Consider the following 19277-nt stretch of genomic DNA (forward strand, 5'->3'; position numbering starts at 1 on the left):
ATTAATGTATACCCACATCATGAAAAACATTTGCTAAGATTGTCTGATTTCGGGTAAGAATTGAAGGAAAGGGAGGGATACGATGGAAGTGACTATCGGACTCATTATCGTCATATTGACATGGCTCATCTTACTGCTTAATCTCACGTTCGCCATCACCATCATCTTTTTCGAGAGGCGAGACATCGGAACGACATGGGCGTGGCTACTTGTCCTCTTCTTCTTACCGCTCATCGGCTTCTTCGTCTACATCTTCTTTGGTCGATTGATCAAATCACAGAACTTTTATGAAGTCGAAGAAGAGAAACGTGAGGCGTATCATCATCATGTAGCGGAGCAGCTCGACCAATTAGACCAATCCACGGCACCGTTCAATCATCCACTTCTATTGAAACACCGACGACTCGCAAGACTGAACCTCGTGTCGACGAATGCGATGATGTCTTTCCACAACGACATTCGTGTCCTTCACGATGGAAAAGAGAAGTTCGACCAGCTGTTTCAAGACATCGAGCGCGCGACGAAAGAAGTGAACATTCAATATTACATCATCCAAAATGACGCCCTCGGTCAATCGTTAATTCGATTATTAACGGAAAAGGCGAAACAAGGGTTACGTGTCCGACTCCTCTATGACGCGGTAGGATCGAGGGGGCTCAGGCACAAACACTTCAAGGACCTGCTCGCACACGGCGGGGAAGTCAAATCGTTCTTCCCCTCTAAACTCGGCATCAACTTCCGCGTCAACAATCGAAATCACCGAAAACTCTGCATCATCGACGGTGAGCTTGGCTATATCGGCGGTTTCAACGTCGGGGATGAATATCTTGGAAAAGATGAGCACTTCGGCTATTGGCGTGACGTTCACTTACGAATCTCCGGCGACGCCGTCAAGGAATTATTGGAACGGTTCATCTTGGATTGGAATCGCTCGGTCCCGACGAAAACGAAAGCGCGGAAAGATGACTTTGTCTGGCCAACCGAGGGAATCTCACATCACGCTGCACCCGTTCAAATCGTAACATCGGGTCCAAACTCGTCGACGGAACATTTAAAGAATATGCTCGTCAAAATGATCACGCAGTCAAAAGAATGTATTTACATCCAGACACCGTATTTCATCCCGGATGCGAGTTTCCTCGATGCCTGTCGCATCGCCCTCATGGCCGGTACCAAGATCAAACTGATGATCCCGAACAAGCCCGACCATATGTTTGTCTACTGGGCGACCTATGCGAACGCGGCAGAGCTCGTACGCTACGGGGCGGAAGTGTTCACGTATGAGGAAGGTTTCCTTCATGCGAAGACACTCGTCATCGACGGAGAAGTCGCATCAATCGGGACGACAAATATCGACGCCCGAAGCTTCCGCCTCAACTTTGAAATCTCAGCGCTCGTCTTCGACCAAGACGTCGCAACGTCCGTCATCGATGCGTTCGAGCGAGACGAGGCACGTGCCGAGCGGCTAACCCTTGAGCGATATGAATCGAGGACACGTTGGATTCGCTTCAAGGAGAGTGTGTCCCGCCTCCTCAGTCCGATTTTATAATGAAAAACATCCGGTCAGAAGAATCTCCTCTGCCGGATGTTTTTTAGCGTTTTTTCACTTGCTCGACGAGTCGTTCGAAGGAATCGCTGATTGCTTGTGGCGCTTCCTTGTCTCCATACTCTGCGGCCTCTAACCAATCTGCATAGAGCCTGTGGTCCGTGAACTCGATTCGCTGAAGCCAATCAGCTACCGTCTCCTCTCGAAGACGCGGGTGCTGCTGTTCCAACTTCCGTCCCGTCTCAAGGAGGCGAATCTGGCGAGGCGAGCGGACAATCCGCTTATCTGAAAGTGTCGGATGGTGAATACTCCTCGGAATCATCCCGTCTTCCTGGATGTCTTTTCGCTTCTGCAAGTAGAAGAACAATCCTACCCCAAGCAGCAAGATCATCGCGAACACTCCGATGTAGAACAACGAGTTGTTCGATGCCGACTCGAGTAACGTCTCCTGTGCCACCGTCTCCGCATCGAGGTTCGGGTTGTCCGGAACGAGGAACCGGTTCACGCGATCGTTCGGGTCAAGCACGATGCCATCGAACCAGCTCCCGATCCACAGAAAGAACGGAGTGATCCAGGCGACGACATTGCCAAACAACAGCTCTTTGATTGTACGAATGACGAGGGAGACAGTCAGTCCGATGCCTAAGCCGACGGTCAACATCGTCACCATCCGCTTGTAGTCGCGACGGTAATACAGGTTTCGTTGCCAAATCAAAAAGATGAACGGGAAGAGCACCATCGCGAGCGGTTGCGATGCCGGTGGGAATAACCAGTCTGCCACCAAAAACAATACGCTCGCCATCGCATAACGGTCCGTCCAATCCAACGTTCGAATGAACGCATGAACGTATGTGAAAATCAAAAGCAAGATGCTCATTTCATAAGAGAAATAGAGGGCACCGACGCTCATGATTGTCTGTACAATCAGTTGTGTGTTCCGAGGGAGACGAAGTGTCAATAAGAAGAGCAACGGAAACACATGTCCGATGTAAAAGGATGCGAATACCCACCACAACCATCTCATTGACCGTCACCTCCCAAGCGGAGAATCGATTGATTCCCACTATATTTGGCGACCTTTCGCTCAAACAAGGAGCGAGCGAGTGGAAAATCACTCTCGGACAGACAAGCGAATGTCGTCATGATCTTCCGGAAATGAACCTCGCCACTTCCTGGTTGAAGGTCATACGTGATTCCATCCTTCGTGAGCGTCGGGACAATCAGACCGTAACTCGCATTTTCTTTCTCGAAATCGCGACATAATGCGGCCGCTTGCGAGATAAGGCGCTCCATCTGATAGGTGAGGGCACGCCCATCCTTCGTCAACAAATCGAGCACGATGACATATTCATTCGCTTGTACCGGTTGCTCGGTACGGGCCAGCAGTTCGCCCGTCTTCGCATAGGCAGACCAATATAGCTGTCGCATCGGTTGCCCGTGATATGGGGTGACCGACTGGAACGTCTCCGGGTCACGATAGGCACTATGACGGACCATCTCCTCACCCGGGAGAGTAGGGGGACGTTTCGGGATCGGATAGGGCGAAAACTCAGGGAAGACGTAGCCGATGCGCGGGAGTGAGTCCTCTTTATAGAGCGAGAACATGCGCAACGGATCCCGGATTTCCATCCCGATGGCTTCAAGGCGGATGGGACCACGCTTCTTCGCATGGAGTGGGATTGTGAAATCCACGGTCGCATTCGTCTCGACAAAGTTCTCCTGACGCCAAAACGCATGTCCCTCTGATTCCACGGTCGGGTGCAAATAGCCGGATAGGCGGACGACGCCAAGCGGCACTTTTGCCGTCGACACGAGCTTCAAGACATAGACGGCCTCGTCGTTCGGAAAGAGTTTCATCTCTTCTGTGAGGTCGACATGGATTTGTTCTGCCAATCGAAACATGAAAGATGGCATGACCAGTGCATAGAGACTGAAACCGATCAATAGACTCGCAATCAAGACGTTCCCATAAAGTGCCGTGAAGACGCCGACGACGAACAGGAGCCACATATAGCCGGACTCGAGATAGCGTGGGCTGACTAACTGCATCTTACACCTCTGAAGGGACCGGGATGGTCTCGAGTACAGATTTGATCAACTTTGACGGCTTCGTCTTCAGCGACGCTTCGACCGTCAAGACGATTCGATGTCCTAAAATCGGAAGTGCGAGTGCCCGAATATCCTCCGGTGAGACATAGTCCCGTCCTTCCATATAGGCATGAGCCCGAGCCGCCATCGTATATGCGAGCGTCGCTCGTGGACTTGGTCCGACCTCGATGTCGCGATGGTGACGGAGCGATTCCATCAAATCCAGCAAGTAATCTTCCATCGCCTCGTGGAATCGGACATCTCGTACCTCTTGCTGCATCTTTAACAATTCGTCCTGTTGCAGAGAGAAGGATTCTGAAGCGAGATGCTCATTGCGAATCAGTCGTCGTTCGGAATCCCGTGAGAGGGGAGCAAGTGTCAATTTGAATAAGAAACGGTCCAATTGAGCCTGTGGGAGCGGGAACGTCCCTTGCCCGTCGAACGGGTTTTGTGTAGCAATCATAAAGAATGGTTCCGGTAACTTGAGCGACACTTCCCCGAGTGTCACTTGACGTTCCTGCATCGCCTCGAGCAACGCGGATTGCGTACGTGGTGTCGTCCGGTTGATTTCATCAACAAGTAGAATCGACGTGAAAATCGGACCCGTCCGGCGTTCGAACGCCCCGGTCGTCGGATTGAACAACTCCATTCCTAATATGTCACTCGGCAATGTATCCGGAGTACATTGTACACGCTGGAATGTCGCCGAGATGGAGCTTGCTAAACTACGGGCGAGTGTAGTTTTGCCTGTGCCGGGACGGTCCTCAAGTAAAACGTGACCTCCCGAGAGTAGCGCAATCGAAGCGAGCTTGATGGCTTTCGATTGACCAATGACTTGATCATTCAAATGTGAAACCCATGGATGGTTCATTCAAAATCCCCCTATATTTTTCTGATAATTAAGAAAATCATAGCATAATCGGTTCAGGAGATGTATCAAAAATCCAATTCACTAAAAAAGACCGACCGGCATAAGCCAGTCAGTCAACGTTTCGGAGTATCTAAATATCGTTCAAAATGACGTTCGAGCCATTCTTGGAAGAAGGACATGAACGTACAAATTGCCCAGTAGATCAACGCCACGACGATATACACTGTCATGTAGTCGAACTCCCGACCACCGACGATCTTGGCCTTGTTGAAGATCTCAGGTACCGTGATCATTGCGGCGAGCGAACTGGCTTTAATCAAATCGAGAAAAACGTTCGAGAGCGGCGGAAGGGCGATCCGTGTCGCCTGTGGTAAGACGACCCCCTTCAATGTTAACCATTTCCCCATCCCGAGTGAACGAGCCGCCTCCACCTGTCCGTCATCGACCGCACGAATCGAGGAGCGGATGATTTCAGCGATATAGGCGGCGGAATTCAAACTGAATCCGAGAATGGCTGCCGTCAAAGCGGCGAACTCGATCCCGATGAACGGGAATCCCGAATAGAGGATGAACAGAATGATCAAGATAGGTACGCCACGCATGAACGAGATATAGAAAGTTGACGGGTATCGAAGGAGTCGTGTCGGAGACAACTTCCCGAGCGCCAACAAAAGACCGAGCAAGAGACCAAAAAACATACTGACGAACGAAATCCAAAGTGTATTCGGTAATCCACCCAATAGATAAGGAAATGATTGAATCGCCAGGTCTACGTCAAAGATGGCGTCCCATTTAATTTCTGAGAACGTCATGCCGTCATTACTTCGTTTCGACGATTGTTGCGTCTACGTCTGATTCTACCGAAACATCCGCGCCATTGTAGAATTGCTCAGATAGTTCCTTGACCGTCCCATCTTCGAGCATCTCATCTAGTACACGGTCGATATTCTCCTGGAGTTCGTCATTTTCTTTGTCCATCAAGAAAGCGACTTCTTGTGGGTTATAGGCGATGTCCGGGTGAATCGTGATATCAAACTCAGGGAAGAAGGCAAGGGCCAACGTTTGGAGGTAATAGTCATTCAAGATGACATCGGTCCGTCCTGTTGAAACGTCGCGCAAGTATTGATCGTTCGTCGCGTTGTCATAGATGACTTCTTCTGCACCATATTCTCGAGCCACGTCCATGAAGACAGTCGTCGCCTCACCAGCGGCTTTCTTACCTTTTAAGTCCTCGAGTGATTCGATTCCAGAGAGGTCGCTCTTGCGAACGATGGCCGTCCCGTACGTGTATTTATACGGTTTTGAGAAGGCAAACTTCTCTTTACGGTCTTCTGTTACCGAGATATCATTCGCTGCCACGTCGATTTGACCGTTCTGCACACTCGTCAACATGTTGTCAAATGCCATTTCTTTGAATTCGATCTCGAGGTCAAGACGCTTAGCGATTTCTTTCATGAGCTCGACATCAAATCCTGTCAACGTGTCACTCTCTTCTTCACGGAAAGAAGCGGGGTAGAGGGTACCGGCCGTACCGACCGTCAATGTGCCTTCTTCTTGAATCTCTTCCCAGCGTGTCGTATCTGCTTGATCCGTGCTATCATCACCACAAGCGGCAAGTGGGATTGCTAAAAATAAAGTTGCTGCCAAACCTTTAGTCGTTCGTTTCACAAGAATTCCTCCTTAGATGGTTCATCTGTCTAAAAATAGCATGACTTCAGCGGTCTAGCAACTGTGAAGCATGTATTAAACAGGTGAAATTAAAATTTGAAACGTTTATTCATAAAGCGTTATCATTCCTATGAATGCTAAATTCACACGAATGATACAGAAGTAAAAATTAAGTGAGACAGAATCGATATTGAGGAGGCGGAGCGGATGAGTTTGATTCAAATCATAGCCTTAGATGAGGCGCATATTCATATTGTGAACGATGCAAATGATCCTTTTCCGATCATCGGACGAATCATGCCGAGTTATATGGATGGAAAATGGACATATGTCGAAGAATTAGATGAAGAAGTCAGAGAGATAACATTTCCGGACGATCGATTAGACTGGAAACAATATATCGAACATGACAGTCGCATCCTGTTTTTAGCGATGGATGCAGATGAATGTGTCGGACAAATCCGACTCGTGAAGGATTGGAATCGATTTGCATACATTGAAAATATCGCGGTCCGTCAAACACATCGTAAGCGTGGAATCGGAAAACTGTTGCTTGAAACAGCCGAACAGTGGGCAAAAGAAAAACGGCTGATCGGCTTATCGCTTGAAGCGCAGAACGATAACTTGATTGCATGTCGCTTTTATAAAAAAGAGGGATTTCAACTCGGAGGCGTCGACTCGATCAAACAATACGCGAATCCACAAATCGAGTTGACCTTGTACTGGTACAAGATTTTTAAGGAATAGGGAGCTTTAAAATAGAGAAAAAATTGCTCTATTTTTTATTAGTTTACATAACATATATTATCAGTAAAAATAATATCTCATCTCATTATCTTAGTATACTTATGATAGTGAGATGAGATTTGAATTTAAGACGTATGCGTATACCGGATCAATGTGACGCCATGTTCTGGTTCGAATTCGGCACTCGGTTCAAATCCAAGTTTCGTATACAGACGCTTCGCCGGTCCGTTATGCTTGCCCGTATGCACGTAAATCAACTTTCCTTTGTGAATGCTCAATATGTGTTCGAGTAACGTCGTCGCCAGTCTCGCCCGAAAGTATGTCGGGTCGATACATAGTTTCGTGATTTCAACAGTTTTCTCAGATGCTTCCACCGTGACAAACCCAATCAACCGCTCCTCGATATATAAGCCATAACTCGTGCCTGGTAAGTTTTGAATGACATCAATCGTCTCATAGCGCGCTGGGATTTCGTCAAACCCGAGCAGTTCCGCTTCGACCGCATAAGCGTTACGTTGAATCTCGAGCATCTGTTGGGCTTGCTCAAATTGATGAATGGCAACTTCTTTCAGCTGCATGGTGCAACCCTCCCGTTAACGGATAAACTTTCTCGCCTGCTTCCGTTTCGCCCGTTTCAACGCCAAATAGAGCCGGTGTGTCCCTTTGAGTGGCGGACCATGCCCTACGAAGGTAAGGAGTGGTGACAAGTCCACTAGGCGCTCCGCGCTCTCGACGGCAACGGACCGATTCCATGTCGCGAGTCCTGGTAATGGGAATAACGGCCGAACATCTCCCGCCACCGCTGCCCCTCCCTGAGTTTGAAAAGCGTCACCTGCAAATAATACCCGATTTACCTCGTCATAGTACGCAATCGACCCTGGTGTATGACCCGCTGCATCGAGAACACGTAAACCGAATAACCGCTCACCAATATCTAGTACCGCATCCGGTGTAGAACGAATCGTCGGCAAAGAACCACGAATCTTGTTCTGCTCTTCTTCTTCTAGCGACCGATCTCCCGATAAGAGGCGGGCATCACGTCGGGAGATGAAGAGTTCAGCGAGCGGATGTTCTGCTTTGATCGCGTCTACCCCACCGATATGATCCCCATGAGCATGCGTTAACAATATTGCGAGGAGTGGCTTGTCGAGTTCGGCGATATACGATAGGATATCGGTCGCGTTCCGCTCCAGCGCCGTGTCGATCAAGACGAGTCCGAGCTCATGCTCAAACAGTTGAACGTTGATTGGCAGTACGGGAGCGTAAAAGGTCAGTTGATGGATATGTCCATATCGTCTTACTTGCATCATTGAGCCTCCTAGTCGAATAAAGTGGTCCAGTCTTCTTCTTGCCAATGTGCGTCAAAGCACATATGAATCTGTTCGATCGTATTGCGGGCAAGGGAGAGATCAGGTAAATCGTCTCGTTCAAAGAAACCGACGTCACTCGTCTCCACGCCGGCGCTCCCCTCCCCGTCACCAATCAGTGCACACTCGATGAAAAGTTTGTAATAATGCTCCGAGAGAGGTGGGTGTGGATGTTCATGCATATCGAACAAGGCGAGCAACCGTACTGGAATCACATCCAGGCCAGCCTCTTCCTCTACTTCTTTGATGATATTCGAGGCAGTAGAGCGATTCACTTCACAGAAACCGCCGGGTAAGGTCCACAACCCATCTGACCGCTCCTTCACGAGCAGGATTCGGTCATCTTTGAAGATGACGCCTCGCACATCAAGTTTCGGAGTCGGATAACCGTCCACATGAACGAGTTGTAAGATGGCCTCGTTCGATAAGTCCGAGTGCCGTTCATACATCTCTCTTACGATTTCTTGTAACTCTTCGTACCGTTCTCGGTCATATTGATCACGCGTGAACGTCAGACCGGCCTGAGACAGCGCCTGAATCCGTTTCGCCCACGTCAGCCATTGAGACATATAGATCCCCCTATCTTTTGTCCTACATGTCTTTTTCGGCAAATTGATGCATTCTTCCTTTTCATAACTCACATTCTCTGACATCAGTTTTCAATCACGTATACTAAAAGAAAATGGAGGTGAGATGTTGAGGATACGCTATGAATTAATCAGATTCAGAAAAGATCTCGCACGTTATACCATGTCCGATTTGCGATACAAGCATGCCCCGAGCATCTGGTCCATTGGCCAAATGTTTGACCATCTCATTTTGGTCGCAGAGGAGTATTTAGAAGAGGCCGACCGCTGCCTACGTGGTGAGGGTGAACTCGGTGGAGAGAAGACGTCTTTTGGAGAAAAGTTGTTCGAACGGGGAGACTTTCCAGCGATAAAAATCGAGCTCCCACCTGAGATGAATCAACCACCGAACAATACTGACTCGAAAGATCGATTGCGAGAACGCATGACCATCTTAATCTCAAAGATGGATACGTTGGAATCCCGTTTGAACGATGCTGATGACAATCGAAAGACGCTTCACGGTGGGTTCGGCTGGCTGAATGCGAGAGAATGGTTCAACCTCATCGAGATGCACACGCGGCACCATCGACGACAACAACACGATCTAGAGACATGGCTACGACAAAAAGACCTGTGAACGGCGAATCAGCCAAATCACAGGTCTTTTGATTAATCGAGATACACGTCCTCGATTTCACCGAACGAGTCTTCGTCAAAGACGAAAGAGCCGTTGGCATAGCGATCGAGTAGCGTAAGGGTTTTTGTCTTTACTTGTTTTGCTTTTTCTTTTCCGACGATATGAAGCGTCTCATCCCCATGCACCGGAAGCACACGACGGATTTGGTGCGGTTTTGATTTGACCTCACGAATGAGCATCGTCCCCCGAAGGTTGCGGTTCGTACAGTCGAACTGGTCCTCGAGCTTCATCTTCTTGACCGCTCCCCGTTGCGTCACGAGAACGAATAATGGTGGCGTGAAGAAGGAGAAGGCATCGGCGACGAGGTCACCGTCTTTCAGGTTCATCGCCTTCACACCGGCTGCCCGCTGTCCGACGACAGGGACATCATCCTCTTTGAACCAGAGCCCGTATCCACGCTCTGAAACAAGGAACAACTGCCCTGGACCGTCACTGATCCCGGCGAAGACGACCTCGTCGTCACCTTTCAGCTTCAAGGCCATGAGTGGTTTCGATTTCCGCTGCGCGTCGTAGTCGCGCAACGGTGTACGTTTGACCATCCCGTCTTTCGTCACGAAGAGGCAATGGGCGTCCGTATCAAACGTCGAGACGACGTCTGCCGAGATAACCTGTTCCCCTTCAATCGGAACGAGGTTGGCCACGTGTTGTCCGGCATCCTTCCACTTCGATTCTGGAATCTGATGGACCGGGATGAGGAGGTAGCTGCCCTTGTTCGTCCAGACGAGCAAGTGGTCCGTCGTCATGGCTTGTGTCGTAAGGAGTGGACGATCCTTTTCTTTCATCTCCGGTAAAACGTCACTCGACGCTCCATACGAACGCATCGAGGCACGTTTGACGTACCCGTCACGGCTGACGAATACCATCGTCTCTTCGACAGCAATCATAACTTCCGTCTTCAGTTTTAATTCCTCAACTTCCGACTCGATGACCGAACGACGGTCATCTCCGAACTCGTCACGCAATGCCGTAAGTTCTTTCACGATCAACTTCCGTTTTGTCGCGTCCACATCGAGGATGTTTGAGAGGCGGGCAATCTCTTTTTGGAGCGCCTTTGCTTCTTTTTGCAACTCGACGATGTCCGTATTCGTGAGTCGATACAATTGGAGCATGACGACGGCTTCGGCTTGTCGTTCCGTGAATGAGAACCGCTCCATCAGTTTCTTCTTCGCGTCCGCCTTGTCTTTGGCGGAACGGATCAATTCGAGTGTCTCATCGAGGACCGAGATGGCTTGTTCTAAGGCATCGACGATTTCAGCACGTTTCTTCGCCTGCTCGAGTTCGAACGTCGTCCTGCGCGTCACGACCTCTTCGACATGCTTCAAGTAAGCATCGATGATCGGGATGATTCCCATCTGCTTCGGCGTCCGGTTCACGATGGAGACCATATTATAGTTATAGGCGAGTTGCAAGTCCGTATGCTTCAAAAAGAAGTGAAGCACACCTTCTGCGTCGGCCTCTTTCTTCAATTCGATGACGACCCGAAGTCCCGTCCGATCTGTTTCGTCACGGACTTCTGCGACGCCTTCGACCTTTTTATCGAGGCGGAGCTCTTCCATCTTTTTGACGAGGTTCGCCTTATTCACTTCATACGGAAGTTCTGTGATCGTGATCTGTTCACGGCCACCTTTTAATTGCTCAATCTCGGACTTCGCCCGGATGATGACCTTCCCTTTACCGGTCTCGAACGCCTTTAGGATACCGTCTTTACCCATGACCGTCCCCCCGGTCGGGAAGTCAGGACCTGTGACATACTCGAGCGCATCTTTAGCGATATCGACCTGGCCCTTCAAGCGTGCGATGGCGAGGTTGAGGACTTCTGTCAAGTTATGCGGTGGGATTTCCGTCGCATAACCGGCCGAAATCCCTGTCGTTCCGTTCATGAGAAGGTTCGGAAGGAGCGACGGCAAGACGAGCGGTTCTTCCGTAGAATCATCAAAGTTCGGCGTGTAATCGACCGTATTTTTCGCAATCGACGTCAGCATGACACCGGCAATCTTCGAGAGACGGGCTTCCGTATAACGCATGGCCGCTGCTGGGTCACCGTCCATCGACCCATTGTTCCCATGCATATCGATGAGCGGATACCGGAGTTTCCAGTCTTGTGAGAGGCGTACCATCGCCTCATAGACGGACGAGTCACCGTGCGGGTGATAGTTCCCGATGACGTTCCCGACCGTCTTGGCGGACTTCCGGTAAGGCTTATCGTTCGTATTTCCCTCATGGTGCATTGCATATAGAATCCGGCGTTGTACGGGCTTAAGTCCGTCACGAGCGTCCGGTAAGGCACGGTCTTGAATGATATATTTTGAGTAACGCCCGAACCGGTCACCGACGACCTGTTCGAGAGATAGGTTTAAAATGTGTTGAATCGTCGACATCGTTACATCACTTCCTCAATCGCTTTAGTCACATGTTCATTGGCGATGATCGAATCATCTTCCTGGAGTCCGAAGGCGACGTTCTCCTCGATCCACTCACGGCGATGCGTGACGTTGTCACCCATCAAGACCGATACACGCTTGTCCGCGACAGCCGCGTCGTCCACCGTGACACGGATGAGCGTACGGGTATCCGGATTCATCGTCGTCTCCCATAACTGGTCCGCGTTCATCTCACCGAGACCCTTGTAGCGTTGGAGGATATAGCCTTTCTTATACACTTTGACGAGCTTCTCGAGCGCATCTTCGTCCCAGGCATAGTCGAACTGTTCGGACTTGCCTTTCCCTTTTGAGATGCGATAGAGCGGTGGCAAGGCGACGAACACACGGCCCGCCTCGACGAGCGGTCGCATATAACGGAAGAAGAAAGTGAGAAGGAGCACTTGGATATGCGCACCGTCCGTATCGGCATCCGTCATGATGATGATCTTATCGAAGTTGCAGTCATCCAAGTCGAAATCATGACCGACCCCGGCACCGATCGCGTGGATGATCGTGTTAATCTCTTCGTTTTTCATGATGTCCTGAAGTTTCGACTTCTCTGAGTTGATGACCTTCCCGCGTAGTGGGAGGATGGCTTGGAACGTACGGTCGCGCCCTTGTTTGGCGGAACCACCGGCCGAATCACCCTCGACGAGGAACAGTTCGTTCTTGGCGGCATTCTTCGACGTCGCCGGCGTCAATTTCCCGTTCAAGATGCTCGAACGTTTCTTTTTCTTCCCGTTACGTGCCTCTTCACGGGCCTTTCGAGCCGCCTCGCGAGCCTGAGCCGCACGAATCGCCTTCTTGATGAGCATTGTCGCCATCTGTGGGTTCTCTTCTAAGAAGATCGTCAGTTGCTTCGCCATGACGCTATCGGCACTCGCACGCGCCTCCGGGGAACCAAGCTTCGATTTCGTCTGCCCCTCGAACTGGAGGAACTCCTCCGGAATCCGTACCGAGACGATGAGCGTGAGTCCTTCACGGACATCACCGCCGTCTAGGTTCTTATCCTTCTCTTTGAGCAGTCCGTTCTTACGGGCATACTCATTCATGATCCGGGTCATCGCCGTTTTGGCACCGACCTCGTGCGTTCCACCATCGCGTGTCCGGACGTTGTTGACGAACGAGAGCACATTTTCGGAATAGGCATCCGTGAACTGAAACGCGAGTTCGATCTCGATCTCGTTCTCTGTCCCTTCGAAATAGACGATCGGATGAAGCGTCGCCTTGTCGTCGTTCAAATATTGGACGAACTCGGCGATTCCTTCCTCGTAATGGAACGTCTCTTGTTTCTCCGTACGCTCGTCTGTGAGCGTGATCGTCAATCCTTTTAAGAGGAAGGCCGATTCACGGAGGCGTTCGGCGAGCGTGTCATGGTTATATGTCGTCGTCGAGAAGATGGTCGCATCCGGTTTGAAATAGACGCTCGTGCCCGTCTGGCGTGTCTTGCCTGTCTCAATCAGTGTCGTTTGAGGCACACCGCCATCCGCGAAAGTCTGTTCAAACACTTTGCCGTCACGGTGAATCGTCACGACGACCTTGCTCGAGAGGGCGTTGACGACTGAGGCGCCGACGCCGTGAAGTCCACCCGACGTCTTGTAGCCGCCTTGGCCGAACTTCCCGCCGGCGTGGAGGACCGTGAAGATGACTTCTGGGGTAGGCTTTCCAGAGGCGTGCATTCCTGTCGGCATCCCACGCCCGTGGTCACGGACCGTGATGGCATCATTTTTATGAATCGTCACATCGATTTGACCGCCAAAGCCTGCGAGTGCCTCATCGATCGCGTTGTCGACGATCTCATAGACGAGATGGTGAAGTCCGCGATGGTCGGTTGACCCGATGTACATCCCCGGACGTTTCCGTACGGCCGTGAGTCCTTCGAGCACCTGGATGGCGTCTTCATTGTAATTAAATAGATCTGTTGACATAGCAGTCACCTCAATTTCGAACACACGTTCGTTTTTCTTTCTTATTGTATAGCTGTTCATCGATTCTGGCAAGCCTCCCTTGTCAGCCATCGCTGAAAAAAAGGAGACCTACCAAGGAGGTAGGTCTTATCCGAGTAGACGAGCATGTTCCACGTACAGGCAGCGATTCTCGACGTAGTCGAGTCCGGCATCGCGTACGATTTTCTCCGCCTCAGGACTTGAGAGACCGAGCTGATTGAAGACGAGCCCGACATCCCCATGTCGTACCGCATCTTCCGCGACACCTGCTAAAAATTCGCTGCGACGGAACACGTCGACGATATCGATTCTACCCGGGATGCTCTCGACGGACGGATACGCTTTGCGTCCGTTCCACTCCTCGAGCATCGGGTTGACGGGGATGACGGTATAGCCGACACGGAGTAAATACTCTGCGATCTGGTTGGCCGTCTTGTTCGGGTTGTCGGACACGCCGACGACCGCAATGGTCTTCGCTTCAGACAAAAGTTGCTTCAAACGCTGATCATCCATCCAAAATCCCCCTTTGGTTTACGTTTACAGTGTAACGTTACCTTCCTTCCTGTTTCAAGTCCTATTTTCATCATAAGGTATAATGACCCAACATTACAATTTCAAGACAAACCAATATGGTTTACATAACAAATTATTGTCTACCTTTTATTTTGCGGTAAAACTCATCGGTCGATTAACCACTCGATTCAGAAACAATCATGTAACTCATGAACATTGCGTGAAATATCTATTTCACGCAACGATACATACGAAATTAGGACGTTTTTTAAGGTCATTTTACGGACTTCTATACAAATTTAATCATTGTTTCGTTATACTAAAAGAAAGGAGGTGTGTGATGGGAACAACCTATGAAACTCGTCGAGGGACACTATATAACGAACGGATTACTTTTTACGGCAATGTCATCGCCTGGTTGGTCCACTTCCTATTTTGCATCTTGTTTTATCGTTTGGATATGACTCTCTTATTCCTATCAAATGGCTTGAGTGTGATCTATTACACGATTTCATTCTACTTTGTACATAGACGGTGGTACGGCATCTTCTTTACCGGACTTTTTATCGAAGTCGTTTACAACGCCGTCATCTCGACCGTCATTCTCGGTTGGGAGATCAACATGCATTATTTCATCCTCATGATGGCCTATGGTGTCTTTTTCATGCCAAGCGTATCCAGAGGCCAACGCATCTTGACCACGGCCATCGCGATGTTGATTTATAGCCTTCTATTCATCTATGTGTCCGATGGCATCGAGACCCTACCGATTCAGGTGGAACAAGCGCTCGGGCTCTTTTGCATCCTATCGACCGTGGTGATGATCGCAGGGCTCTCCTTCATCTTCGAGTCAGCCGTTGTCGAAGTGACAGATGAACTCGAACGATCCAATGAGCGATTGCAAATCCTAGCGTCTACAGATGGATTGACCGGACTATTGAACCGAAAAGTTGGGCATGAACACGTTTCTAAAGCAATCGACAAAGCCGCTCATGAAGGCGTTCCGTATGCAATCGTTCTCGGTGACATCGATCGATTCAAATCGTTTAACGAGACGTACGGTCATGATTGTGGGGACCGGGTGCTTCAACAAGTGGCCTCCATCTTATCCGATATCGACGGCATGGCCGTCCGCTGGGGAGGAGAGGAGTTTCTGGTCTACCTATCGAGTCCGTCCGGTGACTTCCTTCCAATCGTCGAGCAGTTGAGACAACAAATCGAGTCGACCCCTCTCCATTACGCAGGAGAACGTCTTCATGTCACAATGACATTCGGACTTGCGGTTCGTGTTGGTCACGATACGGTCGAAGAGATCGTCAAAGAAGCGGACAACTTCCTTCGTGAAGGGAAGCGTAGCGGAAAGAATCAAGTGAGAACTACATGAAGAAAGGGGCATTCTATGAGTATTTTCCGTCAACTTGGACAGCGGCAGACACCGACGACGACGAAACGCTTCGAGTTGAACGGGTTGCACCGACTACCCGCATTCATCCAACAGTTTTTTCATCATTTAGCAGCGAAGCATTATTCCAAACAGACGGCCCAGCGCTATGTGTATGACGTTTTAGATTTCTTTCGTTGGGTCGAGCTTGTGAGTGGAACGGAGTTAGAACCTGAAACGATTGACTTGCCATCATTCACAGAGATTGACCATGCCGGAGCAGAAGCGTATGCGACTTATCTTGCCCTCGAGCTCGAAAACGCTCCGAGCGTCATCAATCGGAAGCTTTCAACGTTACAGTCACTCTTCAATTACTTAATCGAGACCAATCAGGCAACGGTGAATCCTTTTCAAACCGTAGAACGTCCGAAACGCGGCAAACGGAACCCCGTCTATTTGACGGAATCGGAGTGGCTCGATTTCTCGACGCTCGTACGGTCCAATGTCGGCATGACGAATCGCGAGGCAAGTTGGTACGAAATGAATCGCGCGCGAGACTTTTTGATCATACAGTTACTCGGACTGACAGGAATGCGCGTATCCGAGCTCGTCGGACTCAATTGGTCCGACATCAACCTTGAGACCGGAACGATTCGAGTCATCGGTAAAGGCGACAAGGAACGCTTGATCCCCATCGCAGGGCCACTTCTTCCGCTCCTCTCTGAGTATCGCCACACGTCGAGCGAAGGTGCGGTGTTCCAAAATGAGAAGGGACAACGAATCGCTGTACGGACGGTTCAGCATATGTTGAAAGGCCATATTGACCGCTTAAAGCCTTACCTGCCGTTTTTGAGCCATAAACAGGTAACGCCACATAAACTCCGTCACACGTTCGCTTCACGTCTCGCCATGGGTGGGGTCGATGTGCTCACGATACAACAGCTTCTCGGGCATGAATCTGTGGCAACGACACAAGTCTATGCCCATATCGGAGATGAACGAAAAAAACACGCAATATCAGGTTTACAATAATATGTTATGTAAACTATATATCCAAATATAACCACCACCTATATAATGGGTGGTGGTTATATTTATGTGTTGGACATTGACAAAATCAAAATGGCATCATCGATGACCATAAAATAGGCATTGTCATAAGTGAGACGTTCTTCCGATTCTAAATCGAAGATCACGACTCCGCTCGTAAGTCCTTCCGTATATTCATGGACGAGATAGCGGCGACCGATGACGCGTTCGAACGGTTCCACGTCGATATAACGCGCACCGGTTGCGAGGTCGATGACTTCCGAGTGCATATCCGTCTCATCAACTTTGATGAAAATCGTCGAACTTATATCGTCGTAAGTGAAATCAATCGGTTCATAAGCACCCCAATCGACGACCGATACTTCATGCAAGACATCGGGAGCCGTCAAATCATAGATGACCTCCTCATTCAACGCGTCAACAAACGCGGAGAATCGAAGCGTCCCTTCATTTTCTCCTAGATATTGGACCGTGTCCCCTTCCCCTTGGAGACGGAGAATATCATCGAATGGCAATTCATCCCGTTGATCCCATATCGCCTCGACCGCCTCTTCGAGTGGGCAAATCAAGAGTGCCTCGGAATGGTCAATCGGGTCGTCAGGAGAGATGCGCCCATCATCGAGTGCATTGTAATAGTCAAACTCATCGAGTCTCGCGTTGCAGACGATGTATGGAACACCATCAAATGTGGTCGTGAACAAATACAATTCTCGGAAACGTTCCGTCTTACCGACGAGACGCTCATCCCGAATACGCTCACGTTGATTGGTCACCCGATCAAAGAGCCACGCCTCATCCGATGATTCAAACGCCGTCAAAAAGAGGAAGTAACGATGATCCAGTACCCAGAACAATGTGCTATTCCCACGCTTCTCAAACGTCGTGACCACTTCTTCGGTGCCCGCCTTATAGGAGAAGGCGATCAGTTCTGTCTTGACCACCCCTTCACCGTCCGGGACCTCATTTATAAAGTAGACGATGTCTCCATCGACGAATAGCTTAGGATAACCGTAATCCGCGTACTCCCTCCGGTTCAATTGTGTAATCACGCCATCCTCTTCGTCAAAGCGATAGAGCGAGAATGTCGTGCGATCTCTCTTCTCTCGATAGTAGACCGAGGTAGGGGTAACGGCGATCACATCTTCATGATCGATTGGCACGGCTCGTGCGTCAACGATTCTCATAAAGCACCTCTCTCTTGTCCGGATTCAGCGGGTTCGACTGTAACAAGCCCAGGTGGTCGTTTCGGGAACGTGATCCGTAGATGAGCATATTCGATCACATCCTGATGCGGATGGTTCTTATCAATCCAGCGAATCCGTTGTTGATTCGCGAGGGCATGCCCGATCTTTTCTTCCATTTGGAATTTGGAGATGTCACGAAACGCGACTTCTTGAATGTATGTTTCCTCATCGGTTTCAAACTGTTGCCAGATCCCCATGATCAATTGGCCGAGGGCTGAGACACGCCGTTCAGGGAGCGTGATCGTCCCTAGTGTTCGACTCACTTCCTTCAGACACTTGTTCGGGTCGTCCGAGACGGCAAATAGTCGTTTTGCCGTGTTGTTCATGACGCGATAGCGACGTTTCCCACTTTCAAGCCTGAGCACCTGCGCGTACGGTTCAACCGGTACACCATGAAAAAATGTTTCCGTTCCGCCCCATGCGAATCCAAACGACGGATCAAACTTCCGGATCGTCTGCATGAAGGACATCATAAAGTCCTCGACTTCTCGTCTTTCGAGTCGAAGCCATTCGGCCAGGGCGAGGGTTCCTTTCTCTTTCGAAATCCGATCGACCGGGAAGAAGAGCTCACCATCCGATAGACGATGAGGTTTCAATTCGACGCCGTCAGCACGATAATCGGTCGACGGCCTCCCCCCTCTTCCCGCGTAGATGACCCACTCATCGTCTGTGCTTTCGATGGCATAGGCTTGATGTGCCCACGGTGGAGTCACGTATAAGGCGGGATACTCCTCGAAAGTGTCGAGATGAATGTACGAACGGTCATTCCAAAGGTGGGCGACGAGGCGTACGACCTCTCCTGTCTCCGAATCTTTTGGGGCGATGTAATTTCCGGTATCTCCGATGAACGTCAAAATGTGAAAACCATACCCGTTATACAGGTGACGCACAATTCGTTCAAAGACGGCGGTCACCATGCGTTCAAATAATGGATGATCTTCACTCCGATCGAGCGTTGGCGAATCGACCGTACACATGAGCCAACCCATCCGCTCATATAGACGAACTCGGAGCGGATAAGAGATCAACGGAGAAGAACTCGCATGAATCTCAGTCAAGCGGATATTGGACATGTTTTCGACTTGCAAGGTGAAGCCGCTACGCCTTAACTGTTCCTCCATCTTTTTCTTCCAGTTGATCGTCTCCATCCCATCCACTCACTTTCTTTCA

General features: G+C 49.9%; 18 protein-coding genes. 5 read left to right on the forward strand and 13 right to left on the reverse strand.

The annotated features are described in order from the left end of the window. Positions 1–82 precede the first annotated feature (82 nt). Positions 83–1549: a cardiolipin synthase gene (gene cls / locus EAT1B_RS01315; RefSeq protein WP_012726318.1), complete on the forward strand. Its 1467-nt coding sequence runs from the start codon at positions 83–85 to the stop codon at positions 1547–1549. A gap of 43 nt (positions 1550–1592) precedes the next feature. Here cls and EAT1B_RS01320 read toward each other — a convergent pair whose 3' ends face one another. The 5 genes from EAT1B_RS01320 to EAT1B_RS01340 all read right to left on the reverse strand — a co-directional run bounded on the left by EAT1B_RS01320 (position 1593) and on the right by EAT1B_RS01340 (position 6173). Next, on the reverse strand, positions 1593–2570 hold the full coding sequence (locus EAT1B_RS01320; protein ID WP_012726319.1) for a hypothetical protein: 978 nt from the start codon (positions 2568–2570) through the stop codon (positions 1593–1595). After that, positions 2567–3595 (reverse strand): DUF58 domain-containing protein, encoded by a 1029-nt coding sequence (locus EAT1B_RS01325; RefSeq protein ID WP_012726320.1) that lies wholly within the window; start codon positions 3593–3595, stop codon positions 2567–2569. Before EAT1B_RS01325 ends, EAT1B_RS01320 begins: the two co-directional genes overlap by 4 nt. Before the next feature lies 1 nt (position 3596). Next, complete coding sequence (locus tag EAT1B_RS01330; protein WP_012726321.1) at positions 3597–4505, reverse strand: MoxR family ATPase; 909 nt, start codon at positions 4503–4505, stop codon at positions 3597–3599. Between the two features lie 113 nt (positions 4506–4618). Further along, entirely contained in the window at positions 4619–5317 is a 699-nt protein-coding gene (locus EAT1B_RS01335) for an amino acid ABC transporter permease (RefSeq protein ID WP_012726322.1), read from the reverse strand. Between the two features lie 7 nt (positions 5318–5324). Then, on the reverse strand, positions 5325–6173 hold the full coding sequence (locus tag EAT1B_RS01340) for a transporter substrate-binding domain-containing protein (RefSeq protein ID WP_012726323.1): 849 nt from the start codon (positions 6171–6173) through the stop codon (positions 5325–5327). Between the two features lie 207 nt (positions 6174–6380). Between EAT1B_RS01340 and EAT1B_RS01345 the strand changes: the two genes are divergently transcribed. After that, positions 6381–6920 (forward strand): GNAT family N-acetyltransferase, encoded by a 540-nt coding sequence (locus EAT1B_RS01345; protein ID WP_012726324.1) that lies wholly within the window; start codon positions 6381–6383, stop codon positions 6918–6920. A 125-nt stretch (positions 6921–7045) separates the two neighbouring features. Here the strand turns inward: EAT1B_RS01345 and EAT1B_RS01350 are convergent, their stop codons facing one another. The 3 genes from EAT1B_RS01350 to EAT1B_RS01360 are packed head-to-tail and all read right to left on the reverse strand — an operon-like array spanning position 7046 to position 8856. Then, complete coding sequence (locus EAT1B_RS01350) at positions 7046–7498, reverse strand: GNAT family N-acetyltransferase (protein WP_012726325.1); 453 nt, start codon at positions 7496–7498, stop codon at positions 7046–7048. A gap of 15 nt (positions 7499–7513) precedes the next feature. Then, the gene (locus EAT1B_RS01355) at positions 7514–8227 is read right to left on the reverse strand and encodes an MBL fold metallo-hydrolase (protein ID WP_012726326.1); all 714 of its coding nucleotides are present in this window, start codon (positions 8225–8227) and stop codon (positions 7514–7516) included. Positions 8228–8238: 11 nt separating this feature from the next. Further along, a complete protein-coding gene (locus EAT1B_RS01360; protein ID WP_012726327.1) occupies positions 8239–8856 on the reverse strand; it encodes an NUDIX hydrolase in 618 nt (205 codons plus the stop codon). 124 nt (positions 8857–8980) lie between these two features. On the opposite strand from EAT1B_RS01360, the gene EAT1B_RS01365 reads away from it, so the two are divergent. Continuing rightward, positions 8981–9493, forward strand: a complete 513-nt coding sequence (locus EAT1B_RS01365; protein ID WP_012726328.1) for a DinB family protein — start codon at positions 8981–8983, stop codon at positions 9491–9493. 32 nt (positions 9494–9525) lie between these two features. Here the strand turns inward: EAT1B_RS01365 and parC are convergent, their stop codons facing one another. The 3 genes from parC to EAT1B_RS01380 all read right to left on the reverse strand — a co-directional run bounded on the left by parC (position 9526) and on the right by EAT1B_RS01380 (position 14432). Next, the gene (gene parC / locus EAT1B_RS01370) at positions 9526–11931 is read right to left on the reverse strand and encodes a DNA topoisomerase IV subunit A (protein ID WP_012726329.1); all 2406 of its coding nucleotides are present in this window, start codon (positions 11929–11931) and stop codon (positions 9526–9528) included. A gap of 2 nt (positions 11932–11933) precedes the next feature. Continuing rightward, positions 11934–13901, reverse strand: coding sequence for a DNA topoisomerase IV subunit B (parE, locus tag EAT1B_RS01375; RefSeq protein WP_012726330.1), 1968 nt, complete (start codon positions 13899–13901; stop codon positions 11934–11936). A 126-nt stretch (positions 13902–14027) separates the two neighbouring features. Further along, the gene (locus EAT1B_RS01380) at positions 14028–14432 is read right to left on the reverse strand and encodes a CoA-binding protein (protein ID WP_012726331.1); all 405 of its coding nucleotides are present in this window, start codon (positions 14430–14432) and stop codon (positions 14028–14030) included. 340 nt (positions 14433–14772) lie between these two features. Between EAT1B_RS01380 and EAT1B_RS01385 the strand changes: the two genes are divergently transcribed. Continuing rightward, complete coding sequence (locus EAT1B_RS01385; RefSeq protein WP_012726332.1) at positions 14773–15816, forward strand: GGDEF domain-containing protein; 1044 nt, start codon at positions 14773–14775, stop codon at positions 15814–15816. Positions 15817–15831: 15 nt separating this feature from the next. After that, a complete protein-coding gene (locus tag EAT1B_RS01390) occupies positions 15832–16845 on the forward strand; it encodes a tyrosine-type recombinase/integrase (RefSeq protein ID WP_012726333.1) in 1014 nt (337 codons plus the stop codon). Positions 16846–16907: 62 nt separating this feature from the next. On the opposite strand, the gene EAT1B_RS01395 is transcribed toward EAT1B_RS01390, so the two are convergent. After that, entirely contained in the window at positions 16908–18047 is a 1140-nt protein-coding gene (locus tag EAT1B_RS01395) for a hypothetical protein (protein WP_012726334.1), read from the reverse strand. Then, on the reverse strand, positions 18044–19255 hold the full coding sequence (locus tag EAT1B_RS01400) for a hypothetical protein (RefSeq protein WP_012726335.1): 1212 nt from the start codon (positions 19253–19255) through the stop codon (positions 18044–18046). The genes EAT1B_RS01395 and EAT1B_RS01400 overlap by 4 nt, the downstream gene beginning before the upstream one ends. Positions 19256–19277: the final 22 nt, after the last annotated feature.

The organism is Exiguobacterium sp. AT1b (assembly GCF_000023045.1).
In the GTDB taxonomy this organism is placed as follows: domain Bacteria; phylum Bacillota; class Bacilli; order Exiguobacteriales; family Exiguobacteriaceae; genus Exiguobacterium.